Source organism: Cupriavidus consociatus (assembly GCF_017814975.1).
GTDB classification, from domain to species: domain Bacteria; phylum Pseudomonadota; class Gammaproteobacteria; order Burkholderiales; family Burkholderiaceae; genus Cupriavidus; species Cupriavidus consociatus.
Genome location: NZ_JAGIQA010000002.1, coordinates 208,997 through 230,956 on the forward strand (window position 1 = coordinate 208,997; position 21,960 = coordinate 230,956).

Annotated in this window: 23 protein-coding genes; 13 read left to right on the plus strand and 10 right to left on the minus strand. The window is 67.5% G+C overall.

The window, feature by feature from the left end; genetic code table 11:
* Window positions 1-121 precede the first annotated feature (121 nt).
* The 3 genes from xsc to J8I82_RS04115 all read left to right on the plus strand — a co-directional run bounded on the left by xsc (window position 122) and on the right by J8I82_RS04115 (window position 3,913).
* Entirely contained in the window at window positions 122-1,888 is a 1,767-nt protein-coding gene (xsc, locus tag J8I82_RS04105) for a sulfoacetaldehyde acetyltransferase (RefSeq protein ID WP_245179440.1), read from the plus strand.
* A 223-nt stretch (window positions 1,889-2,111) separates the two neighbouring features.
* Window positions 2,112-3,146 carry a phosphate acetyltransferase gene (gene pta, locus J8I82_RS04110; RefSeq protein ID WP_209754663.1) on the plus strand — a complete coding sequence of 345 codons (1,035 nt, stop codon included), beginning with the start codon at window positions 2,112-2,114 and terminating at the stop codon, window positions 3,144-3,146.
* Window positions 3,143-3,913, plus strand: a complete 771-nt coding sequence (locus tag J8I82_RS04115) for a sulfite exporter TauE/SafE family protein (RefSeq protein ID WP_209754665.1) — start codon at window positions 3,143-3,145, stop codon at window positions 3,911-3,913. The genes pta and J8I82_RS04115 overlap by 4 nt, the downstream gene beginning before the upstream one ends.
* Window positions 3,914-3,941: 28 nt before the next feature.
* Here J8I82_RS04115 and J8I82_RS04120 read toward each other — a convergent pair whose 3' ends face one another.
* From J8I82_RS04120 to J8I82_RS04165, 10 genes are all read right to left on the minus strand, one after another.
* Entirely contained in the window at window positions 3,942-5,246 is a 1,305-nt protein-coding gene (locus J8I82_RS04120) for an MFS transporter (RefSeq protein ID WP_209754667.1), read from the minus strand.
* Between the two features lie 65 nt (window positions 5,247-5,311).
* Window positions 5,312-6,796 (minus strand): amidase, encoded by a 1,485-nt coding sequence (locus J8I82_RS04125; protein ID WP_209754669.1) that lies wholly within the window; start codon window positions 6,794-6,796, stop codon window positions 5,312-5,314.
* Window positions 6,797-7,038: 242 nt separating this feature from the next.
* A complete protein-coding gene (locus tag J8I82_RS04130; RefSeq protein WP_209754671.1) occupies window positions 7,039-7,215 on the minus strand; it encodes a hypothetical protein in 177 nt (58 codons plus the stop codon).
* Window positions 7,216-7,380: 165 nt separating this feature from the next.
* Window positions 7,381-8,088 carry a GntR family transcriptional regulator gene (locus tag J8I82_RS04135; RefSeq protein WP_209754673.1) on the minus strand — a complete coding sequence of 236 codons (708 nt, stop codon included), beginning with the start codon at window positions 8,086-8,088 and terminating at the stop codon, window positions 7,381-7,383.
* Between the two features lie 71 nt (window positions 8,089-8,159).
* The gene (locus J8I82_RS04140) at window positions 8,160-9,161 is read right to left on the minus strand and encodes a 2Fe-2S iron-sulfur cluster-binding protein (RefSeq protein ID WP_209754675.1); all 1,002 of its coding nucleotides are present in this window, start codon (window positions 9,159-9,161) and stop codon (window positions 8,160-8,162) included.
* Window positions 9,162-9,188: 27 nt separating this feature from the next.
* Window positions 9,189-9,668 (minus strand): GlcG/HbpS family heme-binding protein, encoded by a 480-nt coding sequence (locus tag J8I82_RS04145; RefSeq protein WP_013953475.1) that lies wholly within the window; start codon window positions 9,666-9,668, stop codon window positions 9,189-9,191.
* A gap of 27 nt (window positions 9,669-9,695) precedes the next feature.
* Window positions 9,696-11,141, minus strand: coding sequence for an aldehyde dehydrogenase family protein (locus J8I82_RS04150; RefSeq protein WP_209754677.1), 1,446 nt, complete (start codon window positions 11,139-11,141; stop codon window positions 9,696-9,698).
* Between the two features lie 25 nt (window positions 11,142-11,166).
* Entirely contained in the window at window positions 11,167-11,898 is a 732-nt protein-coding gene (locus J8I82_RS04155; protein ID WP_209754679.1) for an iron-containing redox enzyme family protein, read from the minus strand.
* A gap of 176 nt (window positions 11,899-12,074) precedes the next feature.
* On the minus strand, window positions 12,075-13,016 hold the full coding sequence (locus J8I82_RS04160; RefSeq protein WP_209754681.1) for an ornithine cyclodeaminase family protein: 942 nt from the start codon (window positions 13,014-13,016) through the stop codon (window positions 12,075-12,077).
* A 60-nt stretch (window positions 13,017-13,076) separates the two neighbouring features.
* The gene (locus J8I82_RS04165) at window positions 13,077-13,832 is read right to left on the minus strand and encodes a sulfite exporter TauE/SafE family protein (protein WP_245179386.1); all 756 of its coding nucleotides are present in this window, start codon (window positions 13,830-13,832) and stop codon (window positions 13,077-13,079) included.
* 378 nt (window positions 13,833-14,210) lie between these two features.
* On the opposite strand from J8I82_RS04165, the gene J8I82_RS04170 reads away from it, so the two are divergent.
* The 10 genes from J8I82_RS04170 to J8I82_RS04215 all read left to right on the plus strand — a co-directional run bounded on the left by J8I82_RS04170 (window position 14,211) and on the right by J8I82_RS04215 (window position 21,956).
* A complete protein-coding gene (locus J8I82_RS04170; RefSeq protein ID WP_209754683.1) occupies window positions 14,211-15,749 on the plus strand; it encodes a hypothetical protein in 1,539 nt (512 codons plus the stop codon).
* A gap of 57 nt (window positions 15,750-15,806) precedes the next feature.
* On the plus strand, window positions 15,807-16,142 hold the full coding sequence (locus tag J8I82_RS04175; protein WP_209754685.1) for a 2Fe-2S iron-sulfur cluster-binding protein: 336 nt from the start codon (window positions 15,807-15,809) through the stop codon (window positions 16,140-16,142).
* 1 nt (window position 16,143) lies between these two features.
* Window positions 16,144-16,461, plus strand: coding sequence for a ferredoxin (locus J8I82_RS04180; protein WP_209754687.1), 318 nt, complete (start codon window positions 16,144-16,146; stop codon window positions 16,459-16,461).
* Between the two features lie 33 nt (window positions 16,462-16,494).
* Window positions 16,495-16,824: a 2Fe-2S iron-sulfur cluster-binding protein gene (locus J8I82_RS04185; protein ID WP_209754689.1), complete on the plus strand. Its 330-nt coding sequence runs from the start codon at window positions 16,495-16,497 to the stop codon at window positions 16,822-16,824.
* 237 nt (window positions 16,825-17,061) lie between these two features.
* Window positions 17,062-17,214 (plus strand): hypothetical protein, encoded by a 153-nt coding sequence (locus tag J8I82_RS04190; RefSeq protein WP_209754691.1) that lies wholly within the window; start codon window positions 17,062-17,064, stop codon window positions 17,212-17,214.
* Window positions 17,211-18,101, plus strand: a complete 891-nt coding sequence (locus tag J8I82_RS04195; RefSeq protein ID WP_209754693.1) for an MBL fold metallo-hydrolase — start codon at window positions 17,211-17,213, stop codon at window positions 18,099-18,101. Before J8I82_RS04190 ends, J8I82_RS04195 begins: the two co-directional genes overlap by 4 nt.
* Window positions 18,102-18,185: 84 nt before the next feature.
* Complete coding sequence (locus J8I82_RS04200; protein WP_209754695.1) at window positions 18,186-19,097, plus strand: LysR family transcriptional regulator; 912 nt, start codon at window positions 18,186-18,188, stop codon at window positions 19,095-19,097.
* Between the two features lie 116 nt (window positions 19,098-19,213).
* Window positions 19,214-19,912 carry a 3-oxoacid CoA-transferase subunit A gene (locus tag J8I82_RS04205; protein WP_209754697.1) on the plus strand — a complete coding sequence of 233 codons (699 nt, stop codon included), beginning with the start codon at window positions 19,214-19,216 and terminating at the stop codon, window positions 19,910-19,912.
* Window positions 19,913-19,917: 5 nt separating this feature from the next.
* Window positions 19,918-20,580: a 3-oxoacid CoA-transferase subunit B gene (locus J8I82_RS04210; RefSeq protein ID WP_209754699.1), complete on the plus strand. Its 663-nt coding sequence runs from the start codon at window positions 19,918-19,920 to the stop codon at window positions 20,578-20,580.
* Window positions 20,581-20,669: 89 nt separating this feature from the next.
* Entirely contained in the window at window positions 20,670-21,956 is a 1,287-nt protein-coding gene (locus J8I82_RS04215) for an MFS transporter (RefSeq protein WP_209754701.1), read from the plus strand.
* Window positions 21,957-21,960 lie beyond the last annotated feature (4 nt).

The window sequence follows — 21,960 nt, forward strand, 5'->3', positions numbered from 1 at the left end:
TTTATAACACCCCAACCAGGAGACACCCGCCATGCGCGACCTCGAAACCACCAAGCAGCCCGCCGTTTCCGGTGGCTCGGCCGCCGCGAAGGACAGCCAGGTTCCGGCTGGCCCGCAGACCATGACCCCGTCCGAAGCCTTCGTCGAAACGATGGCCGCCAACGGCGTGACCGACATGTTCGGCATCATGGGCTCGGCCTTCATGGACGCCATGGACATCTTCGCCCCCGCCGGCATCCGCCTGATCCCGGTGGTGCACGAGCAAGGCGCCGGCCACATGGCCGACGGCTACGCCCGCGTGTCCGGCCGCCACGGCGTGGTGATCGGCCAGAACGGCCCCGGCATCTCCAACTGCGTGACCTCGATCGCCGCCGCCTACTGGGCCCACAGCCCGGTGGTGATCGTCACCCCCGAAGCCGGCACCATGGGCATCGGCCTGGGCGGCTTCCAGGAAGCCAACCAGCTGCCGATGTTCCAGGAGTTCACCAAGTACCAGGGCCACGTCACCAACCCGGCGCGCATGGCCGAATTCACCGCGCGCTGCTTCGACCGCGCCAAGGCCGAAATGGGCCCGACGCAGCTGAACATCCCGCGCGACCACTTCTACGGCAAGATCACCGCCGAGATTCCGAAGCCGCAGAACCTTGATCGCGGCCCCGGCGGCGAGCAGAGCCTGAACGAGGCGGCCGAGTTGCTGGCCAATGCCAAGTTCCCGGTGATCATCTCGGGCGGCGGCGTGGTGATGGCCGATGCGATCGAGGAATGCAAGGCCCTGGCCGAGCGCCTGGGCGCGCCGGTGGTGAACAGCTACCTGCACAACGACTCGTTCCCCGCCAGCCACCCGCTGTGGTGCGGCCCGCTGGGCTACCAGGGCTCCAAGGCCGCGATGAAGCTGATCTCGCGCGCCGACGTGGTGGTGGCCCTGGGCTCGCGCCTGGGACCGTTCGGCACGCTGCCGCAGCACGGCATGGACTACTGGCCGAAGAACGCCAAGATCATCCAGATCGATGCCGACCACAAGATGCTGGGCCTGGTGAAGAAGATCTCGGTGGGCATCTGCGGCGACGCCAAGGCTGCCGCCATCGCGCTGACCCAGCGCCTGGCCGGCCGCACGCTGGCATGCGACGCCAGCCGCGATGGCCGCGCCACCGAAATCGCCAACGAAAAGGCGGCGTGGGAGAAGGAGCTGGATGACTGGACGCATGAGCGCGACCCGTACAGCCTGGACATGATCGAGGAGCAGAAGAACGAGCGCACGCCCACCGGCGGCCACTACCTGCATCCGCGCCAGGTGCTGCGCGAGCTGGAAAAGGCCATGCCGGAAGATGTGATGGTGTCGACCGACATCGGCAACATCAACTCGGTGGCCAACAGCTACCTGCGCTTCGAGAAGCCGCGCAGCTTCTTTGCGGCGATGAGCTGGGGCAACTGCGGCTACGCCTTCCCCACCATCATCGGCGCCAAGGTCGCGGCTCCGCATCGCCCGGCCGTGTCATACGCCGGTGACGGCGCCTGGGGCATGAGCCTGATGGAAACCATGACCTGCGTGCGCCACAACATCCCGGTGACCGCGGTGGTGTTCCACAACCGCCAGTGGGGCGCGGAGAAGAAGAACCAGGTGGACTTCTACAACCGCCGCTTCGTCGCGGGCGAGCTCGACAACCAGAGCTTCGCCGAGATCGCCAAGGCAATGGGCGCGGAAGGCATCGTGGTGGATCGCCTGGAAGACGTGGGCCCGGCACTGAAGCGCGCCATCGACCTGCAGATGAATCATGGCAAGACCACGATCATCGAGATCATGTGCACGCGTGAACTGGGCGACCCGTTCCGCCGCGATGCGCTGGCCAAGCCGGTGCGGTACCTGGACAAGTACAAGGACTACGTCTGAGCCTGAGCTTGCCCAGAACCCTCGCTTGCGACCGGTGTGCTCCCTCTCCCGCTTGCGGGAGAGGGTTGGGGTGAGGGCCAGGCGCAACCACGAAGTCACACGCTTCGGTATGGCGCGCGCCTGCCCTCACCCCCTGCCCCTCTCCCGCAAGCGGGAGAGGGGAGCCAATCACCAGCATGACAAGGGCTACGGCCCTTTTTTCAGGTTTACCGAGCCAACCACCATGAAACCCATCCTCCGCATCATCGACCGCGCCCGCGCCGCCCCTCGCCGCATCGTGCTGTGCGAGGCCGAAGACCCGCGCATCCTGCAGGCCGCGCAGCGTGCCACGCAGGAAGGCATCGCGCGCATCGTGCTGGTCGGCAATCCGCGCCAGATCAGCGCCGCCGCCGCCATCCACGGCATCGCGCTGGACGGCATCACGCTGGTCGATCCCGCCACCTCGGCACTCGCGCCCTCCTTCGCGCAGCAGCTCTACGCGCTGCGCCAGAAAAAAGGCATGACGCTGGACGAAGCCAGGCGCGCGGTGCTCGATCCGCTGTGCTTTGCCAACCTGATGGTGCGCCTCGGCCATGCGGACGGCTCGGTCGCGGGGGCGGAACACACCACCGCCGACGTGGTGCGCAACGCGATCCAGCTGATCGGGCTGGCACCCGGCTTCCGGCTGGTGTCGAGCTTTTTCCTGATGATGCTGTGCGAGCCCTTCCATACGCTCAAGGGCGGCCTGATCTTCTCTGACTGCGGGCTGGTGGTCGATCCCGATGCCGAGGCATTGGCCGATATCGCCATGGCCGCCGCCGACAGCGCACGTGCGCTGCTGAACGACGAGCCGCGCGTGGCGATGCTGTCGTTCTCCACCAGCGGCAGCGCCCACCACGCCGCCGTCGACAAGGTGGTGGCCGCCACCGAGCGCGTGCGCGCGCAGCGCCCCGGCCTGGCCATCGATGGCGACGTGCAGCTCGATGCCGCCATCGTCGCGGAGATCGCAGCGCGCAAGGTCGCGCATTCGCAGGTCAACGGCCGCGCCAACGTGCTGGTGTTCCCCAACCTCGAGAGCGGCAATATCGGCTACAAGCTGGCCGAGCGCGTCGGCGGCGCCAAGGCCATCGGACCGATGCTGCAAGGGCTGAGCAAGCCCGCCAACGACCTGTCGCGCGGCTGCAGTGCCGACGACGTATTCCATGTCATCGCCGTCACCGTGGTCCAGGCGCAAGCCACCGCGGAACAGGCCAGCAAAGGCGAGCAGGCGGCGGCATGAAAGCGGAATTGTTGTTGCCGCTGCTCGGGCTGCAAGCCCTGCTCGGCGCGGGCACCTACTTCCAGACGGTGACCGGCTTCGGCCTGGGCATGATCGTGATGGGCGCCACCAGCGGGCTGGGGCTCGCGCCGGTGGCCACCGTTGCCGCCGTGGTCAGCCTGGTGACGCTGGCCAACAGCGCCTGCGCGTTGCCCGGCAAGCTGGAGCATATCGACTGGCGCGCAGTGGGCGCGGCCGCCATCGGCATCCTGCCGTCGGTGCTGGTCGGCGTGCTGGTGCTGGAATACCTGAGTTCCAGCGCCGCCACGCTGCTGCAGTTGCTGCTGGGCGCGGTGATCCTGTATGGCGGACTCAGCGCGGCCTTCCGGCCGGAACCGCTGCCAAGACGCTCCGGCGACGGCAGCTTCTTCATGAGCGGCGTGTTCGGCGGGCTGCTGAGCGGCATGTTCGGCGTGTCCGGGCCGCCGCTGATCTTCCAGTTCTACCGGCAGCCGATGAAGCCCATAGAGATCCGCTGCGCGCTGATCCTGGTGTTCACCGTCACGTCCAGCGTGCGCACGCTGTTCTCGGCGTGGCAGGGCCAGCTCGATGGCGCGATCTGGCTGCAGGCCGCGTTCGGCGTGCCGGTGGTGGTGGTCGCCACGCTGCTGGGGCGGCGCTTTCCGCCGCCGTTCTCGCCAGCCACGACGCGGCGCGTCGCGTTCGGCGTGCTGGTCGGAATCGGTGTCAGCCTGATGCTGCCGGCGATCTCGGCGTGGATGCGGTAAGGGCGCCGGCAGCGCCCTCCCCGCGCGTTCAGGCCACCGTTCCCGCCGGCTGCGCCAGCGGCGCGGCGTCTTCCTGCTCCCCGCTGCCGCCGGCCTGCCCGAGATCCATGCCGGTGGTTTCCGGCAGCAATACCGCGGCGACCACCACCATCGCATAGCCAACCCCGGCAACGATCGCGATCGCGATCGGCAGCGAGGTGTGGCCCGAACTCAGCCACCCGACCGACAACGGGAACAGCGAGCCGATCACGCGGCCCGCGTTGTACGAGACGCCATAGCCCGTCGCGCGGATATCGTTGGGATAGGACTCGGAGATGGTTGCACCGATGCCGGCGAACACGCCCTGCATCAGCACTCCCAGCGGGAACCCCAGGAACAGCATCGACGTGTTCGACACCGGAATCACCATGTAGACCAGCGCGGCCACGAACGCACCCGCCGCGAACACGATGTAGGTCAGCCGCCGGCCCCAGCGGTCAGTGGCGTAGGCCCCCGCCACGTAGCCGACCAACGAGCCGATGATGGTGACCGTCAGGTACGAGCTGGTGCCGAACACCGACAGGCCGCGCTCGGTCTTGAGGAAGGTCGGCAGCCACGTGGCAATGGCGTAGTACGCCCCCAGCATGCCGCCCGAAAGCAGGCTGCACAGCAGCGTCTTCGACAGCAGCGGACCGCGGAACAAGCGGCCGAGCCCGGCCAGCGCAGAGCCTTGCCGCCCCGCCGCGCGGCTCTTCAGGAAAATCTCCGGCTCCTCCAGGTTGCGGCGCAGGTAGATCACCACCAGCGCCGGCAGGATGCCGAGGAAGAAGCAGACGCGCCATGCCGTTTCCGCCGGCAGCACGCTGAAGGTGATCGCATACACGATCGCCGCCGCGCCCCAGCCGAAGGAATAGCTGCTGGCGGTAAAGCCCGAGTATTTGCCGCGGTGCGCCGGGTTGCGGATCATCTCCGTCACCAGCACCATGCACAGCGACGACTCGCCGCCGAAGCCAAGCCCCTGGATCATGCGGAACAGCATCAGCTGCTCCGGCGACTGCGCCAGCCCGCACAGGAAGCAGGCACCCGCGAACACGATGATGGTCCAGCGCAGCACGCGCACGCGCCCGTAGCGGTCGGCCAGGATACCGGCGCCGATTGCGCCGACCAGCGACGACACCAGCGTCCACGTGACGATGGCGCCTGCCGTGGACTTGCTCATGCCCCACTGCCCCAGCAGCGTGGAGATGAGGAAGGAATAGATCATGAAGTCGAATACGTCGACGGCATGCCCCAGGAACGCGCCATAGAAGCCCTTGCGCTCCATGCGCGACAAATCACGGAACCAGTCGAACATGATTCCCCTCCCCAGTGGTGTGTGATGTGGTGTGGTGTGGTTGGTTGGTTGCGGTGGTCCGCCGGCTACGCTGCCGGCCGCGGCGGCGGCCGGCAGCGATGGCCTGCTTCCTCCAGCAGGCTGGCAAAACGCAGGGCAGTGAGATCCTGGTAACGGCCGGCGACGATCTGCACGCCGACCGGCAGGCCGCCGGTGCCTGGCCCGAATGGCGCGATTGGCGCGACGGCCGAAGGCAGGCCGCACAGCCCGGAATGGCCGGCCCAGAACAGCTGCGTGGTCATTGGCTGCGGGCGGCCGTTGACGGTGATGGTGCGCTGCCAGGGCTCGCCCGCCTCGTCAAGGACAAAGGCCGTGGTGGCCGCGGCCGGGCATAGCAGCACGTCGTAGCCGGTGAAGAAGCTGCGCCAGGCGGCGGCAAAGCGTTCGCGCGCAACCTGCAACCGCAGCCAGTCACGGTGGCTCAGCGTCGCGCCGGTGTCCTGCAGGGTGGCATAGCCATGATCGCCCACCGCGGCGGTGGCACTGCGGGCGAGCGCATCGGCAAAGGCGGCGTCGTCCATGTGCACGGAGGTGGTGGCGCGCAGCAGCGTCACGTAGACATGCCACAGCTCGCCGGCGTCGAAGTCCGGCCGCACATGCCAGTCGACGCGGGCGCCCTTGCCGGCCAGCCAGTGCCCAAGCTGCTCGATCCGCCCGGCAACCTCGGCGTCGGCTTCCGCCTGGGCATGGGTCGGCAGCACGGCAACGCGGAAGTCGGCGAGCGAGCGGTACGGGCATGCTGGCAACTGCAGGCGGTATGGCAGCGCCTCGTCATCGGCCGGCCCCGCGATCGTGCGCAGCACCAGTTCGAGGTCGCGCGCGCTGCGGGCCAGCGGTCCGGCGACATTGATGTCCTGTTCCCCGAAGCGCGCCGCGCCGGTGCCGTGGCCTGCCAGCGGCACCAGCCCGTGACTCGGCTTGAGCGAGAAGATGCCGCAATAATGCGCCGGGTTGCGCAGCGAGGAACCGATGTCGGAACCCACGTCGAAGAACGACAAACCCGCGCAGACCGCCGCGGCGCTGCCGCCGGACGAGCCGCCCGGCGTGCGGGACGGATCGTGCGGATTGCGGGTCGTGCCGTAGATGGCGTTGTAGCTCTGCCAGTCGCGCAGCCCGAGCGGGACGTTGGTCTTGCCGAGCAGGACCGCGCCGGCTTCGCGCAGCCGTTGCACCACTACGGCATCGCGCTGGGCGGCGTGCCCGCGCAAGGCAGGATTGCCGCAGGTAGTCGGCCAGCCGGCGACGTCGAACGATTCCTTGACCGAGAACGGCACGCCGTCGAGCACGCCGCGCGCCTGCCCCGCGCGGCGGCGCCGGTCGCTGTCGCGCGCCGCGGCACGCGCTGCGCTGAAATCCGACAGCACCAGCGCGTTGATGGCGCCGTGCCATTGCTGCCACGCTGCCTCGCACGCGTCTACCAGTTCCTCCGATGAAACTGAGCCGCCGGCGAGCCGTTGTGCCACCTCCCATAGCGGCGGAAAGCCGCCAGTCGTCCAGTCCGGCAGGTTCACATTGGCTCCTTGTCGTTATCCGCGCGGTTCAGGCGCGGTGGGGGGCGTATGGGCTCAGGAGGTGCTGCGATTGTGTTGGTATACTATATTCCGTCTTTCGCGCAGTGCAAGGCTAATGTGCGTGCGGATACCGCGCTGGCAGCGCCAGAAGGAACGGAAGGTTGCGACGGCGCGCAGGACGCGTGCCAGGAGGGAAAAGGGGAAGGAGCGGCGCGCTGCGCCGCCCGGTCATTCAGGCTGGATCAGCAATGGCTTCGGCGCGGCGCGCGGCCGCCCAGCGCCAGCAAGAAGCGGCCGATATCGCGCAGGCGCAGCGGCATCAGCGGTGAGGCGTGGCGCACGGCGTCGCACGCTGCAAAGTGGCGCAGCAGTTGCTGGCCTACGGGTTGCGACAGGTAACGTTGCTCGGGCGACTGCATGGTAAATCCCAATTGACCTTGAGTGCCTACAGTATACACATTATTGGTGCAGTGCGTCATTCGCAAGCATGCAATGCCCTGTTGCGGGGCATGCAATGGCAATGACAACGCGGATTGGGGAAATACCGGCCGGGAGCGGGTGACAGCCCGGGCCGCAGCCTTCGCTCAGGCCGCCTGCACCGCGCCCTGCCCGCCCACCGGCAGGTCGGCCGCCTTGGCGGCGCTGTAGACATGGCGCGCGGCCAGCAGCGCGGCAAGGTCCGCGTCGCCGGCGATGACGGCCTGCAGGATCTGGGCATGCTCGTCCCAGTTCTGGCGCGCGCGCACCACGTTGGCGGGGCCGAACAGCACCGCGGTGCGCTCGCGCAGCGAGCGCATCATTTCCTGCAGCACGCTGTTCGCGGCGATGGTGCCGAGCACCTCATGGAAGCGGGTGTTGAGCGCCAGCAGCTCATCCGCGCGGCCCTGTGCGGCCGCTTCCATGCCCTGGCGCAGCACCGTTTCCAGTTCCGCCACCAGCGCCGGGTCGCGCCGCTGCGCGGCAAGCTTGGCGTTGAGGCCTTCCAGCGTGGCGCGCACCTCGACCATCTCGCGCGCGATCACCGGCGACAGGCTTGCCACGGTCGCGCCGCGGCGCGGCTCGATCAGCACCAGTCCTTCGCTCGCCAGCGCGCGCAGCGCCTCGCGCACCGGGATGCGCGACACGCCCAGTTCCGCCGACAGCTTGTTTTCCACCAGCCGCTCGCCCGGCGCGTACTTGCCATTCAGGATGCCTTCGCGCACCTTGTCGGTGACAAGGGCGAACAGCGGCGAGTGGCTGGCGCCGAGGCTCAGCGGCTCGGCGGGCGCGGCGGAAGACGAAGTGAGGGACATGGGTCGGCAGAGGCGTAGGCGGAAAGGCTGGCGTTATTGTATACCAGCCTCCTCTTGCATACCGCCATGTCTTAACAAGGGTGTTGGAAGGTAAAGCTGTCCGCGTAGATATGATCTGGACTGGCGCCGCGCGCCAGGAAAGCGGCACGGGCGTCACGGATCATGTCGGGCGAGCCGCACAGGTAGATGGCGTGTTCGCTCAGGTCGCCCAGGTCGGCCAGCGCCGCGTCGTGCACATGGCCACGCCTGCCCTGCCAGTCCGCCCCGGCGCGCGACAGCACCGGGACGTACTGGAAGTCGTAGAGCCGTTCGCCCCACCCGGCGATGTCGTCGTGCAGGTAGAGGTCCTGCGCCTGGCGCATGCCCCAGTACAGCGACACCGGCGGGCAGTCGGGATCGCCCATCAGCGATTCCAGGATCGCCTTGATTGGCGCCATGCCGGTGCCGGTGGCCACCATCAGCAGCGGCCGGTAATCGCGGGCGCGATAGAAGAAGTTGCCGAGCGGCAGTTCGACGTCGATCGCATCGCCGGCCTTCATGCGCGGCAGGATGCCGTCGGTAAAGGCGCCGCCCGGAATGCGGCGCACGTGCAGATCGACGCGGCCGTCGCGTGGCACCGAAGCCATCGAAAAACTGCGCGCGAGCCCGTCGGTGCTCAACAGCTTCAGGTACTGGCCGGGGCGGTAGTCGAGCGCGCCAGCGTCCGGCACCTCCAGCTCCACGTGCATGACGTCCGCCGACAGCTGGCGCACCGCCTGCACCACCGCGCGGTGCCGCGCGGGCTCGGCGCAGGCCTCGTCCTCGCGTGCGGCGCTGATGACGAGGTCGGCCAGCGGCTGCGCCTGGCAAGCCAGCGCGTAGCCGGCGGCGGCTTCGTCCGGCGCGAGGCCGAACGGTTCCTCGTCGTAGCGCACCTGCCCGTCGAGCAGGCGGATGCGGCAGGTGCCGCAGCCGCCCAGCTGGCAATCGTGCGGCAACGCGATGCTGGCGCGCTGCGCGGCCTGCAGCAGCGTCTCGCCGCGCTCGACAAAAAAGACCTGCTGCGTTTCGGCGATCTGGATGCGGTACGACATGGAACCTCCGCTGAGACGAACTTGTACTTACTTCTTGATGTCGGCCTGCACCAGCACCTTCAGGTCCTGCGGCGCCAGCAGCTCGGCCAGCGCCTGCAGCGCCGCCAGCCCGGCCTGCGTGTCCTGCTCGCCGTTGCCGCCGGACAGGCCGATGCCGCCGATGACCTCGTCATTGACCACGATCGGGAAGCCGCCGACGAACGCCGCGAACTTGCCCTCGAAGCTCCACTGGATGCCAAAGGCCTCGTTGCCCGGCAGCGCCGGCCCGTTGGGCGGCGTAGTGAACAGGTGGGTGGAGCGCTTGTGGCCCGCGGCGGTAAAGGCCTTGTTCCATGCGATCTGCGGCCCGGTGATGCGGGCGCCGTCCATGCGTTCGAGCGCGAGCGGGTAGCCGCCCTCGTCGACCACGCAGATCGACTCCAGCACGCCGATTTCTTCCGAGCGCCGGATCGCGGCGGCAACCATGTGGCGCGCTTCGCGCAGTTCCAGCTTGATGGCTTTCTTCATGTCTGTGACTCCTTGCGACGGCCGGGCTCAGGCGCCCCGGTAGACCGTCTTGACCTGCGTATAGAACTCCAGCCCGGTGCGGCCCGACTCGCGGAAGGTCGAGGTGCTCGACCTCTTGACCCCGCCGAACGGCGCGTTGACCAGGTTGCCCGTGGTGGTGCGGTTGATCTTGACCGTGCCCGCCTCGATGTCGGTGGCGAAGTGGTGGATGTAGCGCGGGTTGCCGGTGACGATGGCCGCGGCCAGGCCGTACTCGGTATCGTTGGCCTTGGCGATGGCGTCGGCATAATCGGTGAAGCCGATGATGGCGATCACCGGGCCGAAGATCTCCTCGCGCGCGATCCGCATCGCTTGCGTCACGTCGGTGAATACCGTCGGCGCGACGTAATAGCCCTTGTCGAAGTCAGCACCGGTCAGGCGCGTGCCGCCGCACAGCAGCGTTGCCTCGGACTTGCCGATGTCGATGTAGCGCAGCACGGTTTCCAATTGCTTGTGCGAGGCCAGCGGCCCTAGATCCATCCCCGGCGTCATGCCGCTGCCGACGTTCAGCGTCGCGATTTTCGCCAGCAGGCGCTCGGTGTATGCGGCCTTGACCGACTCGGCCACCAGCACGCGGCTGGTGCCGGTGCAGGCCTGCCCCGACAGCGAGAAGCCACCCTTGATGGTCAGGTCGACGGCGCGATCGAGGTCGGCGTCTTCCATCACGATCAGCGGGTTCTTGCCGCCCAGTTCCATCTGCGTGCGCGTGGTCAGCGGCGCGGCGCGGTGGATCTGCTCGCCGGCGCGCGACGAACCGGTGAACGAGATCGCGCGCACGGCCGGCGCCTCGGTGATGGTCGCGCCGATCTCGGTGGCGCTGCCGGTGATGAAGTTCAGCACGCCCTTGGGCAAGCCGGCCTTGATCAATGCCTCGGCCAGCCGGTAGCCCGACAGCGGTGCCTCTGACGACGGCTTGAACACCACCGTGTTGCCGGTCACCAGCGCCGGCGCGATCTTGCGCGCGGGGATCGACACCGGGAAATTCCACGGCGCGATCACCGTCACCACGCCCAGCGGCTCGCGCTGGCTGTAGACGAGCTGATCGGGGTCGTCGTTCGGATACACCTCGCCGGTGAAGGTCTGCCCTTCCACGGCATAGAAGCGCAGCGTCTGGGCCGAGCGCAGCACCTCGTCGCGCGCCAGCGCCAGCGCCTTGCCTTCCTCGCGGGTCAGCTCGGCGGCGATGCTGTCGGCATGGGCTTCCAGGTGCTCCGCCGCGCGGTTGAGGATGGCGGCGCGCTTGCCGACGGGAGTCTTTCTCCAGCCGGCAAAGGCCGCCGCCGCGGCGGCCACGGCCGCCTGCGCGTCAACTGCGGACGACGCCTGGAAGCGGCCCACAAGGTCGGCGGTGTCGGCCGGGTTGACGTTGTCGAAGGTGCGGCCCGACTGGCAGGCCGTCCATTCGCCGTCGATATGGTTCAGGAATATGGTCATCGTCGGTGCGGATGCGCGGCGCCGCTCAGGCGGCCATGTCCAGTTCGGGCAGCGGCAGCTCTTTCTCGACGTAGTCGTGGTAGAGCGCCGTGGTGTACAGCAGCCGCATCTGCGCGCCGATCTCGCAGATCTTCAGGCAGCGCTGCTGCAGCTCCGGGGTGTTGGCGTGCTCCAGCACGATCTGGTAGCCGCGTTCGCCGTGGATCTCGTCCGAGACGATATGCAGGTCGAAGAACTCGACTTCTTCATCGGTGAACTGGTACTGGTCGCGCAGCGTCGGGGTCTGCTTGCGGTAGATCGACGGCACCTGCGACTCCAGCCCGACCACCAGGCCGGCCACGGCCACGATCGGATCCTCGCGCATGGCCACCGCGTAGCACCAGCTCTGCAGGCCGCGCGTGGTGGGCGACATGTTGTCCGGGTCGATCACGCGCTCGCGCGTGGTGCCGCAGGCTTCGGCAAAGCGGATCAGCAAGTCGGTGTGACGGTCGCCGCCGATCTCTTCCTCGTACATGTTGGCGAGCAGGAAATCCTTGGCTTCGGTATAGCGGTCCGGCGTACGGGCGTAGATGTAGCCCAGGTAATCCGCGAACGGGCCGACGTAGTGATAGTGGTTCTCGGCCCAGCGCGCGAGATGGGCGCGGGTCAGCTTGCCGCTGGCCCAGGCCACGCTGAACGGCGCCTTGTTGGCGCTCTTGCCTTTGATGGCTTCTTCAAGGGCGGCACGGAAATCTTCGCGGTTCATCAGTTCGGCCATGACGGGGGCTCCTGGTTGGCGATGTGGGGCGATTCGGTGGGTTGGATGCCAGGCCCGGGTCGCAGACAGATCGGGCTCGGCATGGTTGTATACTATATACATTCAATCAGCGACGACAAGGGCTCTGTTGACTAATCACGTCAGTGTTTACCCGGCGCTGGAGCGATCGGCGCCGCTCACGCGGCGCGGCGCTCCGCCCCGCCGGCGATGCGCGACCAGGCGAGGCCGGCCAGCGCCACGTCTTCCAGGCCCACGCCGACCGACTTGTAGATCACGATGTCACCCTCGCTGTCCTCGCGCTGCCTTGGCGACACCTTGCCGAGCACGACGTCGGCCAGTTCGACGATCTTTTGCGCCGGCAGCGCCTCGGGATCGGCCAGCACGATATCGCCGGCCTCGCGGGTCGATTGCGGCCGCCACTCCACCACCACCGCGGCGGCGCGGCGCAGCGCGGCGTCATCCAGTTCGCGCGTGTGCGGCAGGCTGGAGCCGATGGCGGCCACGAAGGCGCCCGGCCGGATCGACGTGCCGGCGAACAGCGGCGTGGTTGCGCGCGAAGCCGTGACGATGACGTCGGCCTCGGCCACCGCTGCATCGGGCTCCGCCAGCACGACCGGGATGCCGCACAGCGCCGACAGCCGCGCGGGCATGCCGGCGTCCGCGTGCGGATCGGACACCAGGATGCGTTCCAGCCCCAGCGTGGCGCTGAGCTGCTGCGCGTGCTGCACGCCCTGCGTGCCGGCGCCGAACAAAGCCAGCGTGCGCGCACCGGGACGCGCCAGCCGCTGCGCCGCCAGCGTGGTGCAGGCCGCCGTGCGCAGGCGCGTGATGGCGCCGGCATCGAATGAAGCCAGCGGGCGGCCGTCTTCGGCCGAGAAAATCAGGATGACAAAGGAGAACTGGCCGTTGATGGTGGTGTAGACCTTGGCCCCGGCCACGCCCTGCTGGGGGATCACCGCCCCCAGCGTGGACAGCTTGACGCCGCCGGCCTCGGTGCGGACACGTTCCTGCATCGCGGCCTCGCCACGCCCGAAGCTGGAAAACGCCGCCTCCATGACCTGCCGGGCATCTTCCGGGGTGACGTGGGCATCGATCATCGCGTCTGTGATGTGCTGCATGGGAACTCCGCTGGTTGGGTTGAACTGGAAAAATTCGGAAGCGCCGCGGGCCCGCCGGCATCAGGCAAGGGCCGCGCGGCCGAGCACGCCCAGCGCGCCGGCCGCGCACAGGCCCAGCAGCAAGCGGCGCACCGCGGTGGGCGACACGCGCCCGCGCAGCCGGTTGGACAGCGCGAAGCCGGCCAGCAGGAACGGTGCAAGCACCAGCGCCAGCACCAGTTGCCGCAGGCCGAAGCGCCCCGCCAGCGCCAGCATGGCGAGCGACAGCACGGCGCCGCCGGACAGGATGCAGCCCATGGTTGCGCGCAGCGGCGCCGGCGCCATGTGCTGCATGACCAGCGCGAACGGCGGCGCGCCGGCCGAGGTGATGGTGCCCATGAAGCCGGACAGGGTGCCCGCAACGACCACGTTGCGCGCGGTCGGCAGCAGACGCCAGCCCAGCAGGCTCAACGCCACGGCGGCGAGGATCGACACCGAGAACAGCACCGCCAGCGGTCCCGGCGCCAGCCAGGCGATGGTCAGCACGGCCGCGGCGCCGCCAAGGGCGCGGCCCGCCAGCGCAAGACCGGCGATGTCCCAGACGATGGCCTCGCGCTCACGCAAAGCGCCCATCAGCGACAGGCAGCAGCCCATTGCCAGCAGCGGCCCAGGTACCAGGTCCGGGAAGAAGATCGCGCCCAGCGGCGCCGACAGCATGGCAAAGCCGATCCCACCCACGCCCTGCAGGCAGGCGCCCGTCAGGATGAGCGCTCCCATCGACAGGTAGGCCGGGACGGACAGGCCGGCGGGCAGCAGCGTGAGCAATGTGTCGGGCATGGCGGAAGTGGTGGGGGCGGGGACAGCCGGACGGCCGGGTTGGTTGACGGATCGCCCGGGGAACGGGGACGCGTCCCGCTCATCTTGCTCGCTTGTCCCGCCGACATCGATACATAACGGTATACAGTCTACATATCCATGGGATGCCAGGCAACCGGCCTGGGCAGCCCATGCACCACCGGAAGGGGCTGAAAGCGGCCAGATTCCCCATAAATGTGCGCTTCACAGCGACTCCGCACCGTTCTCGCCTAAGCGTAAGTCCGGATGCGAAATCGCTTGGCGCGAAGATGCTCTGGAATATAGTATACCGACACGGGTGCAGCGCAGCCCGATGGAATCGAATCGCCCCCACAAACCCTCCGCCCCCAGGGAGTCTTCATGTCACAACAAGTCGTGATCGGTGCCGCGCACTGGATCTATCTGTCAGGGGTAGCAGTCATCGTGCTGACGATGATCCTGCGCGCCAATGTTGTCGTCCCGTCGATCGTCGGCACTGCCCTGGTCGTCTTTGCGCTGACCGGAAGCCCGGTGTCGGCACTGGGCGGAGTGTTTTCCGCGAGCCTGGTCGCCGCCAAGGAGCTGTTCAATATCTTCCTGGTGATCGCCTTCATGACGGCGCTGCTCAATGCGCTCAAGACGCTGCGCTCCGACATACGCATGGTCGAGCCTTTCCGCGTGGTGATGAAGAACGGGCATTCGGCGTTCTTTATCCTGGCGGGCATCACCTACGTCATCTCGCTGTTCTTCTGGCCGACGCCGGCGGTGCCGCTGGTCTCGGCCATCCTGCTGCCGGCCGCGATCGCGGCGGGGCTGCCGCCGCTGGCGGGCGCGATGGCGATCGCAATCGCCGGGCAGGGCATGGCGTTGTCGTCGGACTACGTGATCGGCGTCGCGCCGGGGATCAGCGCCAAGGCCGCCGGCGCGGCGGTCAGCGCCGCGGTGGTGGCCGACCGCGCGCTGGCATTGTCAATCATCACCGGCTGCATTGCGCTGTGCCTGGCATACCTGTCGATGCGCAAGCACATCGTACCGGCCTGCGGCACCCTGCTCGACCGCTGGCAGGCGCAGGCAGGCGGCACCGCCGAGGCCATCGACGGCGGCATCACCTTCGACAAGGCCGAGATCGCCAGGGGCACCGCCCACACCGAACCGCTTGCCACCGACAGCAATATCGAGGCAAGCCTGTCGATGGTCGCGAGGCGCCGGGTGAAGTGGTCGAAGTGCTTCGCCATCGTGACGCCGATTGCCTTCCTCGCCGTGGTCGCCGTGATGGTGCTGCCCAAGCTCGGCGCCGGCGTGCAGGATCTCAAGGGCGGCGACGCGGCCGCGCTGGTCGGCGGGGTCGCGGCGGTGCTGATGATGCTGGCGACGCTGGCGGCCGAAGGCCCGCGCCGCATGCTCGACGTCTGCCCGGAACACATCACCGATGGCTTCGTCTTCGCCTTCAAGGCGATGGGCTCGGTGCTGCCGATCGCCGGCTTCTTCTTCGTGGGCGCGGGCGAAACTGCCGCGCAGATCCTCGGCCTGCCGCCGGGCAAGGCGCCGAGCCTGCTGTTCGAACTGATCCAGGCCTACCAGCACATGATCCCGGACAACCACGTGCTGGTCGCCTTCGGCGTGCTGCTGGTCGGCATGATCACCGGCATCGACGGCTCCGGTTTCGCCGGCCTGCCGCTGACCGGCACGCTGGCCGGCGCGCTCGGCCCGGTGGTCGGCTTCGACCCGGCCACGCTGGCGGCCGTTGGCCAGATGGGCGCGGTCTGGACCGGCGGGGGCACGCTGATCGCCTGGTCGTCGCTGATCGCGGTGGCCGGCTTCGCCCGTGTGCCGGTGCTGGAAGCGGTGCGCGCGCTGCTGCTCCCGGTGCTGATCGGGCTGGGCTGCTCCACCGTGGCGGCAATGGTGTTGTGGTCGTAGGCGCGCGCGAGCATCACCACCGCAGCCGGATTTCCCTGATTCTTCCCAGAACGAACGATGCCCAAAGTCACCTTCCACAAGCTCGGCGAAACCTTCACCGACGAGGTCAAGCCCCAGACCAACCTGGTTGTCCGCGCCGGCATCCGGCAGTTCCCCTACCCCAACCTGCGCTATGAGTGCGGCATGGGCAAATGCTCCAAGTGCGCCTGCCGCGTGCTCGCCGGCGCCGAGCACCTGCCGCCGCCCAACTGGAAGGAAAAGAAGCAGCTCGGCGGCCGGCTGGAGCAGGGATACCGGCTGGCGTGCCAGCTGTGGATCGAGCATGACATCGAGCTGGCGCAGGATGATCTGCCGGCGCCCGCCGCGCTCGCCACGGCGACCGCGGGAGCCTGACATGTTCGTGCTGCTCACCAGCCGCCCCGGCCAGTTCCGCACCGAACCGACCGACGGCATGACCGCGGTCGAGGCGTACGACTACGTCTTCTACGGCAAGCGCACGGCCCGCTTTGTCATCGCCGAGCTGGCGGCCGATACCAGGGTGCGGGTGCAGGAGGAAACCCCGCCCGGCGTCGTCAACCTGGTATCGACCAGGTTCCTCGAAAAATACGCCACGCTGGAGGCCGCCCGCGCCGCGCTGCGCGAGCTGGCCAGCTTCGGCACCATGGACATCGCCCTCGTGCCCACGCCGCTCGCCGTGGGCGGCCGATCCTGAAGCCACCCGACCGTACGCTACGCATTCATCGCCATGATCCAGATCACCTTCCTCACCAACCACGGCAAGACGGTCAGCGCGCCGGTCAACAGCAACCTGCTGCGCGTGTCGCTGCGCGAGCAGGGCGGCATTCCGTTCAAATGCGGCGGCGGCCTGTGCGGCACCTGCAAGTGCCGCATCGACAAGGGCCGCGAGCATACCGACGCGGTCAAGCCGAAGGAAAAGAAACTGCTGACGGAAGACGAACTCGCAGCGGGCTTCCGGCTGGCTTGCCAGACCTTCATCGATGGCGATATCGCGGTGTCGTGGCAGCCGAAAGACGTGATTGCTCGAAGACAGACTGCCGCTGCCGGCGAAGGCTAGAAAGGCGCGGTCAGTGCTCGGGCTCACCCGGCGATGTATCCGACGGTCTCGCCACTTTGCTCTATCCCCATACCCATCGGGTATGGGAAACAACTTTTTCTGTCTTGGACGCCTGCAACTCCAGGGCCCATACTCCGGCCGACTGGCAACTGGTCCAGTCATGGTCGCGAATCGATAAGTGACGGACCTCGCTGCTGTCCCTGATCGATCCTCTGCCGCAGTGCTGCAGCGTCATGCATGAAGCTGCCTGAAACCCCTCTTTTGGATTGCGAAATTGGCGAGGTGACGAAGATCGCCGATGCTCGATGCCTGCCAAAGCCGGCATCGGCCATGCCGCAAGCGGCCTCGCCGCTGGGCGCTCACAACACCAAACGGAGACAAGCCACATGATGCAAGCGCGCACCTTCGGCGACCTCAAGATCACCCGCATCCTCGAATATGCGGGGCCGACGCACGATCCCGCGTTCCTGTTCCCGGACATCGGCCGCGCCGTGCTTGACGCCCATGCTGACCTGATGGCGCCGCACCATTGGATACCGCACATGAACAAGCTGATCGTGACGATCCAGTTCTGGGTGGTCCATGCGGGGGACAGCATCATCGTGGTCGATACGGGCGTTGGCAACTTCAAGCCGCGCGCCGGCATCGCGCGCATGCACAGGCTCAACACGCTGGTGCGCGAGTGGTTGATCGCGGCTGGCGCACCGCCGGAAAAGGTCACCCATGTCGTGATGACGCACCTGCACGCGGACCACGTCGGATGGAACACCACCTGGCAGGACAACCGCTGGGTGCCGACCTTTCCCAACGCGCGCTATTTCATCCCCAAGGATGACTTCACATTCTGCGACGAGGGCCGGAACAAGGAGCCGGGCGTGGTGGACGTGTTCGGTGAGTCCTTCTTTGACAGCGTGATGCCAGTGGTCAGCGAAGGTCTGGCGGAAATGATGGTGCCTGGGCAGGAGATCGCGGGCTGCCTGCAGGTAGAACCCGCTGCGGGCCATAGTCCCGGCCAGGTGGCGTTCCGCATCCGTTCGCGCGGCGAAGAGGCGGTCTTCTGCGGCGATATCCTGCACAGCCCGCTGCAGATCGTTCGCCCTGACGTGAACTCCGGCTATTGCATCCGCCCCGACCTGGCGCGCAGCACGCGCCTGGCCTTCCTGAATGACGCCGCCGAGCGCGAGGCGCTGATCCTGCCGGTGCATTTCGGCGAGCCCTATTGTGGCTACGTCAGGCGCCAGGGCCCAGGCTTCCGCTTCGAGCCCGCCACCTGGTAGCGACGCGGCGGCCGTTATCCCGCCGCCGCATGCCCGCCGACGCGGGTATCGGTGGCACAGTCAGTACGCCGCGAGACCAGCAGCATGGCCGTTCCCTTCGACATCACCGATTTCCGCCTCTTCGTCAATGTGGCGGAAACACGCAGCCTGACCCGTGGCGCGGAGCGTTCCTTCCTCTCCTTGCCGGCGGTCAGCAACCGCATCAAAAACCTTGAAGACACGCTCGGGGTACGATTGCTGGAGCGCTCGCCCCAGGGCGTGACGCTGACGGCAGCCGGCGAGGTTTATCTCCAGCATGCCCGCGTGGTGCTTGCCGAGCTGGAACGGCTTACGGGCAACCTCCAGCCGTTCACCACAGGCCTTTCCGGGCAGCTCAAACTGGTGGCCAATACCACGGCAATCACGGAGTACCTGCCCCCGGTGATCGGTGACTACCTTGCCAGCCATCCGGATGTACGCATCGATGTCCGCGAGCGCCTGAGCGATGACATTGTCCGCCTGGTGCGTGAAGGCGGCACCGACCTCGGCATCATCTCCGGCAATGTGCCCACCGCCGGCTTGCAGGCTGTTCCCTTTGTCAAGAGCGCGCTGATCCTGGTTGCACCGCTGGGCCACCCGCTGCTGACGCAGCGCGAGGTCTGGTTCGAGCAGTCGCTGCAATATGCCTTCGTCGCGCTGCTCGATGGCAGCGCCTTCCAGATGTTCATGACACGCGCCGCAGGGGCGCTGCACAAACCCATGACCATCCGCGTGCATGTGGCCAGCTACGATGCCATCTGCCGCATGGTCGCAGCCGGCGCCGGCATCGCCATCATGCCCAAGGCCGCGTTCGCGCGCCTCAAGGGCGAGCAACCGATCGGCGCCTGCGACCTGCGCGATGACTGGGCCGTGCGAACCTTCCAGGTTTGTGCGCGCGACCTCGACGGCCTGTCCAGCTTCGCCCGTGAATTTGCCAACCGGCTGATCGGCCGCTATGCACCGGGGATCAACGGCTAGTTCGCGGGCTGCCTTCGGGACCTTAAGCCAGCGCTAAGGGTGCTTGCAGAACCCGAAATTGTGAGGCCGCCCGCTGCATGGCAACCTAGTCTCGCCAGACAACAACGAAGCGAGACATGATCGATAAGCTCTACAGAACGACGCGCGAAGCGGTGGACAACATCCCCGACGGCGCCACCATCGCGATCGGCGGATTCGGTGGCGCCGGCATGCCCGATGCACTGATTGACGCCCTGATCGAACAGGGCGCCACCGATCTCACGGTAGTCAGCAATAACGCCGGCAACGGCGACACCGGACTGGCTGCGCTGCTCAAGGCGCGTCGCGTGCGCAAGCTGGTGTGCTCGTTCCCGCGCCAGCGCGATGCCCACGTCTTTGAAGCCCTGTACCGCGCCGGCCAGATCGAGCTGGAAGTGGTGCCGCAGGGCACGCTGGCGGAGCGCCTGCGCGCCGCCGGCAGCGGCATCGGCGCGTTCTACACGCCGACCGGCTTTGGCACGCTGCTGGCCCAGGGCAAGGAGACGCGCCAGATCGACGGGCGCGGCTACGTGCTTGAGCATCCGATCCATGCGGACGTTGCGTTGATCAATGCGGAGGCGGCCGACCGCTGGGGCAACCTCGTCTACAACAAGACCGCGCGCAATTTCGCTCCCGTCATGGCGATGGCGGCAAGCCAGACGATCGCCGCGGTGGCGCGGATCTGCGAGCTGGGCGAGCTGGACCCGGAAGCCATCGTGACGCCCGGCATCTTCGTCAGCCGCGTGGTGCTGCGCGACAGCGCGCACGCACAAGCTGCGCCCATGCAAGCGGATTGAGAACCATGGACCAAGTAGCCAAGAACCTTCTGGCCGCGCGCGTGGCGCGCGACATCCCCAACGGATCGTATGTGAACCTGGGCATCGGCCTGCCGACCCTGGTGGCCAACCACCTGCCCCGCCACCGCGAAGTCATCCTGCACAGCGAGAACGGCGTGCTCGGGCAATGGTCGGCTGCGGAGCCCGGGCAGGAAGACTGGGACCTGATCAATGCGGGCAAGGAAGCCATCCGGCTGGAGCGAGGCGCGGCCTTTTTCCATCATGCCGACGCCTTCGGCATGATGCGCGGCGGCCATCTGGATATCTGCGTGCTTGGGGCATTCCAGGTATCGCAACGCGGCGACCTGGCCAACTGGCACACCGGGGCAGCCGACGCCATTCCGGCGGTCGGCGGCGCCATGGACCTGGCCATCGGCGCCAGGCGCGTGTTCGTGATGATGGACCACATGACCAGGGACGGTGCCAGCAAGCTGCGCCGCCAATGCAGCTATCCGCTGACGGGGCTTGCCTGCGTGAGCCGCGTCTACACCGAACTCGGCACCTTTGCCATCGGTGCGCAAGGGGTGTCGGTCATCGAGATCATCGGCGACATGTCGCCGCAGGCGCTCCAGTCAGTCACAGACGTGGATCTCGACTTCTCCACGCTGGCCATGGCCGAGCCTGCCTGATTCCCGCCGGGAACGCCAGCGCCCCCGGGCATCGATGCATGCTGGGGCGCCGGACAAACAAAGAACGAAACGCAATACAGGAGACAACCATGTTAGCTTGGTACAAGACCGGGACTGCCCAGCAGAAGAAGACGTTCTGGGCATGCTATTCGGGCTGGGCGCTGGATTCCTTCGACATGCAGATGTTCAGCTTCCTGCTGCCCGCCCTGACGCTGGCATGGGGGCTGACCAAGGCTGAAGTCGGCGTGCTTGGGACCGTTGCGCTGATCGTTACCGCCATCGGCGGCTGGGGTGCCGGCATACTCAGCGACCGCTATGGCCGCGCGCGCATCCTGGTGGTGGCGATCGTCTGGTTCACACTGTTCGGCGTACTCGCCGGCTTCGCCCAGACATACCAGCAACTCGTCGTCGCCCGCATGCTTCAGGGCCTGGGCTTTGGCGGCGAATGGGCGGTCGGCGCGGCGCTGATGGCAGAAGTGATCGACCCCAGGCATCGGGGCAAGGCCATGGGCTATGTGCAATCGGGCTTCGCGCTGGGCTGGGCGCTGGCGGTCGTCGTGGCGACGCTGTTGCTGGCCTGGCTTCCGCAGGAGCTGGCATGGCGCGTGGCGTTCTGGAGCGGCATCATCCCCGCGTCGATCGTGCTGTTCATCCGGCGCCATATCAAGGATGCACCGATGTTCGAGCGCGCCCGGCAAAGCCGCGCGCCGCGCGCTTCGCTGGCCTCGGTGTTCAGCCGCAAATACGCGCGTTCACTGATCCTGTCGAGCGTGCTGGTGATCGGCCTGCAGGCCGGCTGCTATGCCATCCTGGTCTGGTTGCCGTCCCTGCTCAGCCAGCGGGGAGTCGCGCCGACATCGATGATCGTCACGGTCTTCATCATGGCCTTCGGCTCGTTCTGCGGCTTCGCGTTCGCAGCCGATCTGTGCGATCGCATCGGGCGGCGGCCGACGCTGATCCTGCTGTCGGTCTGCGCGTGGATCGTCACCGTCAGCTACATGCTGCTGCCGCTGAACACCACGCTTGCCGCCGTCCTCGGCTTCCTGGTCGGGTTCTCGGCAATCGGCATGTTCGCCGCCCTTGGGCCTTTCCTCAGCGAGCTGTTTCCGACCAATGTGCGCACAACCTGCATGGGCTTCGCCTATAACGTGGGCAAGTCGGTGGGCGCGGGTTCCGTCGTCGGCGTCGGCGTACTCTCCACTCACATTGGCCTGGCCAATGCCATGGGGACATTTTGCCTGGTGGCCTATGCCTTCGCGGTATTCGGCATGCTGCTGTTGCCCGAGACCCGCGGCATCGCCATCGAGTCCATCGGCGAAGACGGCGATCGCCTCGCGCCGGCGCCCCTGGCCGAACCGGCGCGGGCGCATGCCTGATAAC

Excerpts from the sequence above, each read along its gene's own strand:
- xsc (WP_245179440.1), top strand. The coding sequence starts at position 122 with ATGACCCCGTCCGAAGCCTTCGTCGAAACGATGGCCGCCAACGGCGTG.
- pta (WP_209754663.1), top strand. The coding sequence starts at position 2,112 with ATGAAACCCATCCTCCGCATCATCGACCGCGCCCGCGCCGCCCCTCGC.
- J8I82_RS04115 (WP_209754665.1), top strand. The coding sequence starts at position 3,143 with ATGAAAGCGGAATTGTTGTTGCCGCTGCTCGGGCTGCAAGCCCTGCTC.
- J8I82_RS04120 (WP_209754667.1), bottom strand. The coding sequence starts at position 5,246 with ATGTTCGACTGGTTCCGTGATTTGTCGCGCATGGAGCGCAAGGGCTTC.
- J8I82_RS04130 (WP_209754671.1), bottom strand. The coding sequence starts at position 7,215 with ATGCAGTCGCCCGAGCAACGTTACCTGTCGCAACCCGTAGGCCAGCAA.
- J8I82_RS04135 (WP_209754673.1), bottom strand. The coding sequence starts at position 8,088 with ATGTCCCTCACTTCGTCTTCCGCCGCGCCCGCCGAGCCGCTGAGCCTC.
- J8I82_RS04140 (WP_209754675.1), bottom strand. The coding sequence starts at position 9,161 with ATGTCGTACCGCATCCAGATCGCCGAAACGCAGCAGGTCTTTTTTGTC.
- J8I82_RS04145 (WP_013953475.1), bottom strand. The coding sequence starts at position 9,668 with ATGAAGAAAGCCATCAAGCTGGAACTGCGCGAAGCGCGCCACATGGTT.
- J8I82_RS04150 (WP_209754677.1), bottom strand. The coding sequence starts at position 11,141 with ATGACCATATTCCTGAACCATATCGACGGCGAATGGACGGCCTGCCAG.
- J8I82_RS04155 (WP_209754679.1), bottom strand. The coding sequence starts at position 11,898 with ATGGCCGAACTGATGAACCGCGAAGATTTCCGTGCCGCCCTTGAAGAA.
- J8I82_RS04160 (WP_209754681.1), bottom strand. The coding sequence starts at position 13,016 with ATGCAGCACATCACAGACGCGATGATCGATGCCCACGTCACCCCGGAA.
- J8I82_RS04165 (WP_245179386.1), bottom strand. The coding sequence starts at position 13,832 with ATGCCCGACACATTGCTCACGCTGCTGCCCGCCGGCCTGTCCGTCCCG.
- J8I82_RS04170 (WP_209754683.1), top strand. The coding sequence starts at position 14,211 with ATGTCACAACAAGTCGTGATCGGTGCCGCGCACTGGATCTATCTGTCA.
- J8I82_RS04175 (WP_209754685.1), top strand. The coding sequence starts at position 15,807 with ATGCCCAAAGTCACCTTCCACAAGCTCGGCGAAACCTTCACCGACGAG.
- J8I82_RS04180 (WP_209754687.1), top strand. The coding sequence starts at position 16,144 with ATGTTCGTGCTGCTCACCAGCCGCCCCGGCCAGTTCCGCACCGAACCG.
- J8I82_RS04185 (WP_209754689.1), top strand. The coding sequence starts at position 16,495 with ATGATCCAGATCACCTTCCTCACCAACCACGGCAAGACGGTCAGCGCG.
- J8I82_RS04190 (WP_209754691.1), top strand. The coding sequence starts at position 17,062 with ATGAAGCTGCCTGAAACCCCTCTTTTGGATTGCGAAATTGGCGAGGTG.
- J8I82_RS04195 (WP_209754693.1), top strand. The coding sequence starts at position 17,211 with ATGATGCAAGCGCGCACCTTCGGCGACCTCAAGATCACCCGCATCCTC.
- J8I82_RS04200 (WP_209754695.1), top strand. The coding sequence starts at position 18,186 with ATGGCCGTTCCCTTCGACATCACCGATTTCCGCCTCTTCGTCAATGTG.
- J8I82_RS04205 (WP_209754697.1), top strand. The coding sequence starts at position 19,214 with ATGATCGATAAGCTCTACAGAACGACGCGCGAAGCGGTGGACAACATC.
- J8I82_RS04210 (WP_209754699.1), top strand. The coding sequence starts at position 19,918 with ATGGACCAAGTAGCCAAGAACCTTCTGGCCGCGCGCGTGGCGCGCGAC.
- J8I82_RS04215 (WP_209754701.1), top strand. The coding sequence starts at position 20,670 with ATGTTAGCTTGGTACAAGACCGGGACTGCCCAGCAGAAGAAGACGTTC.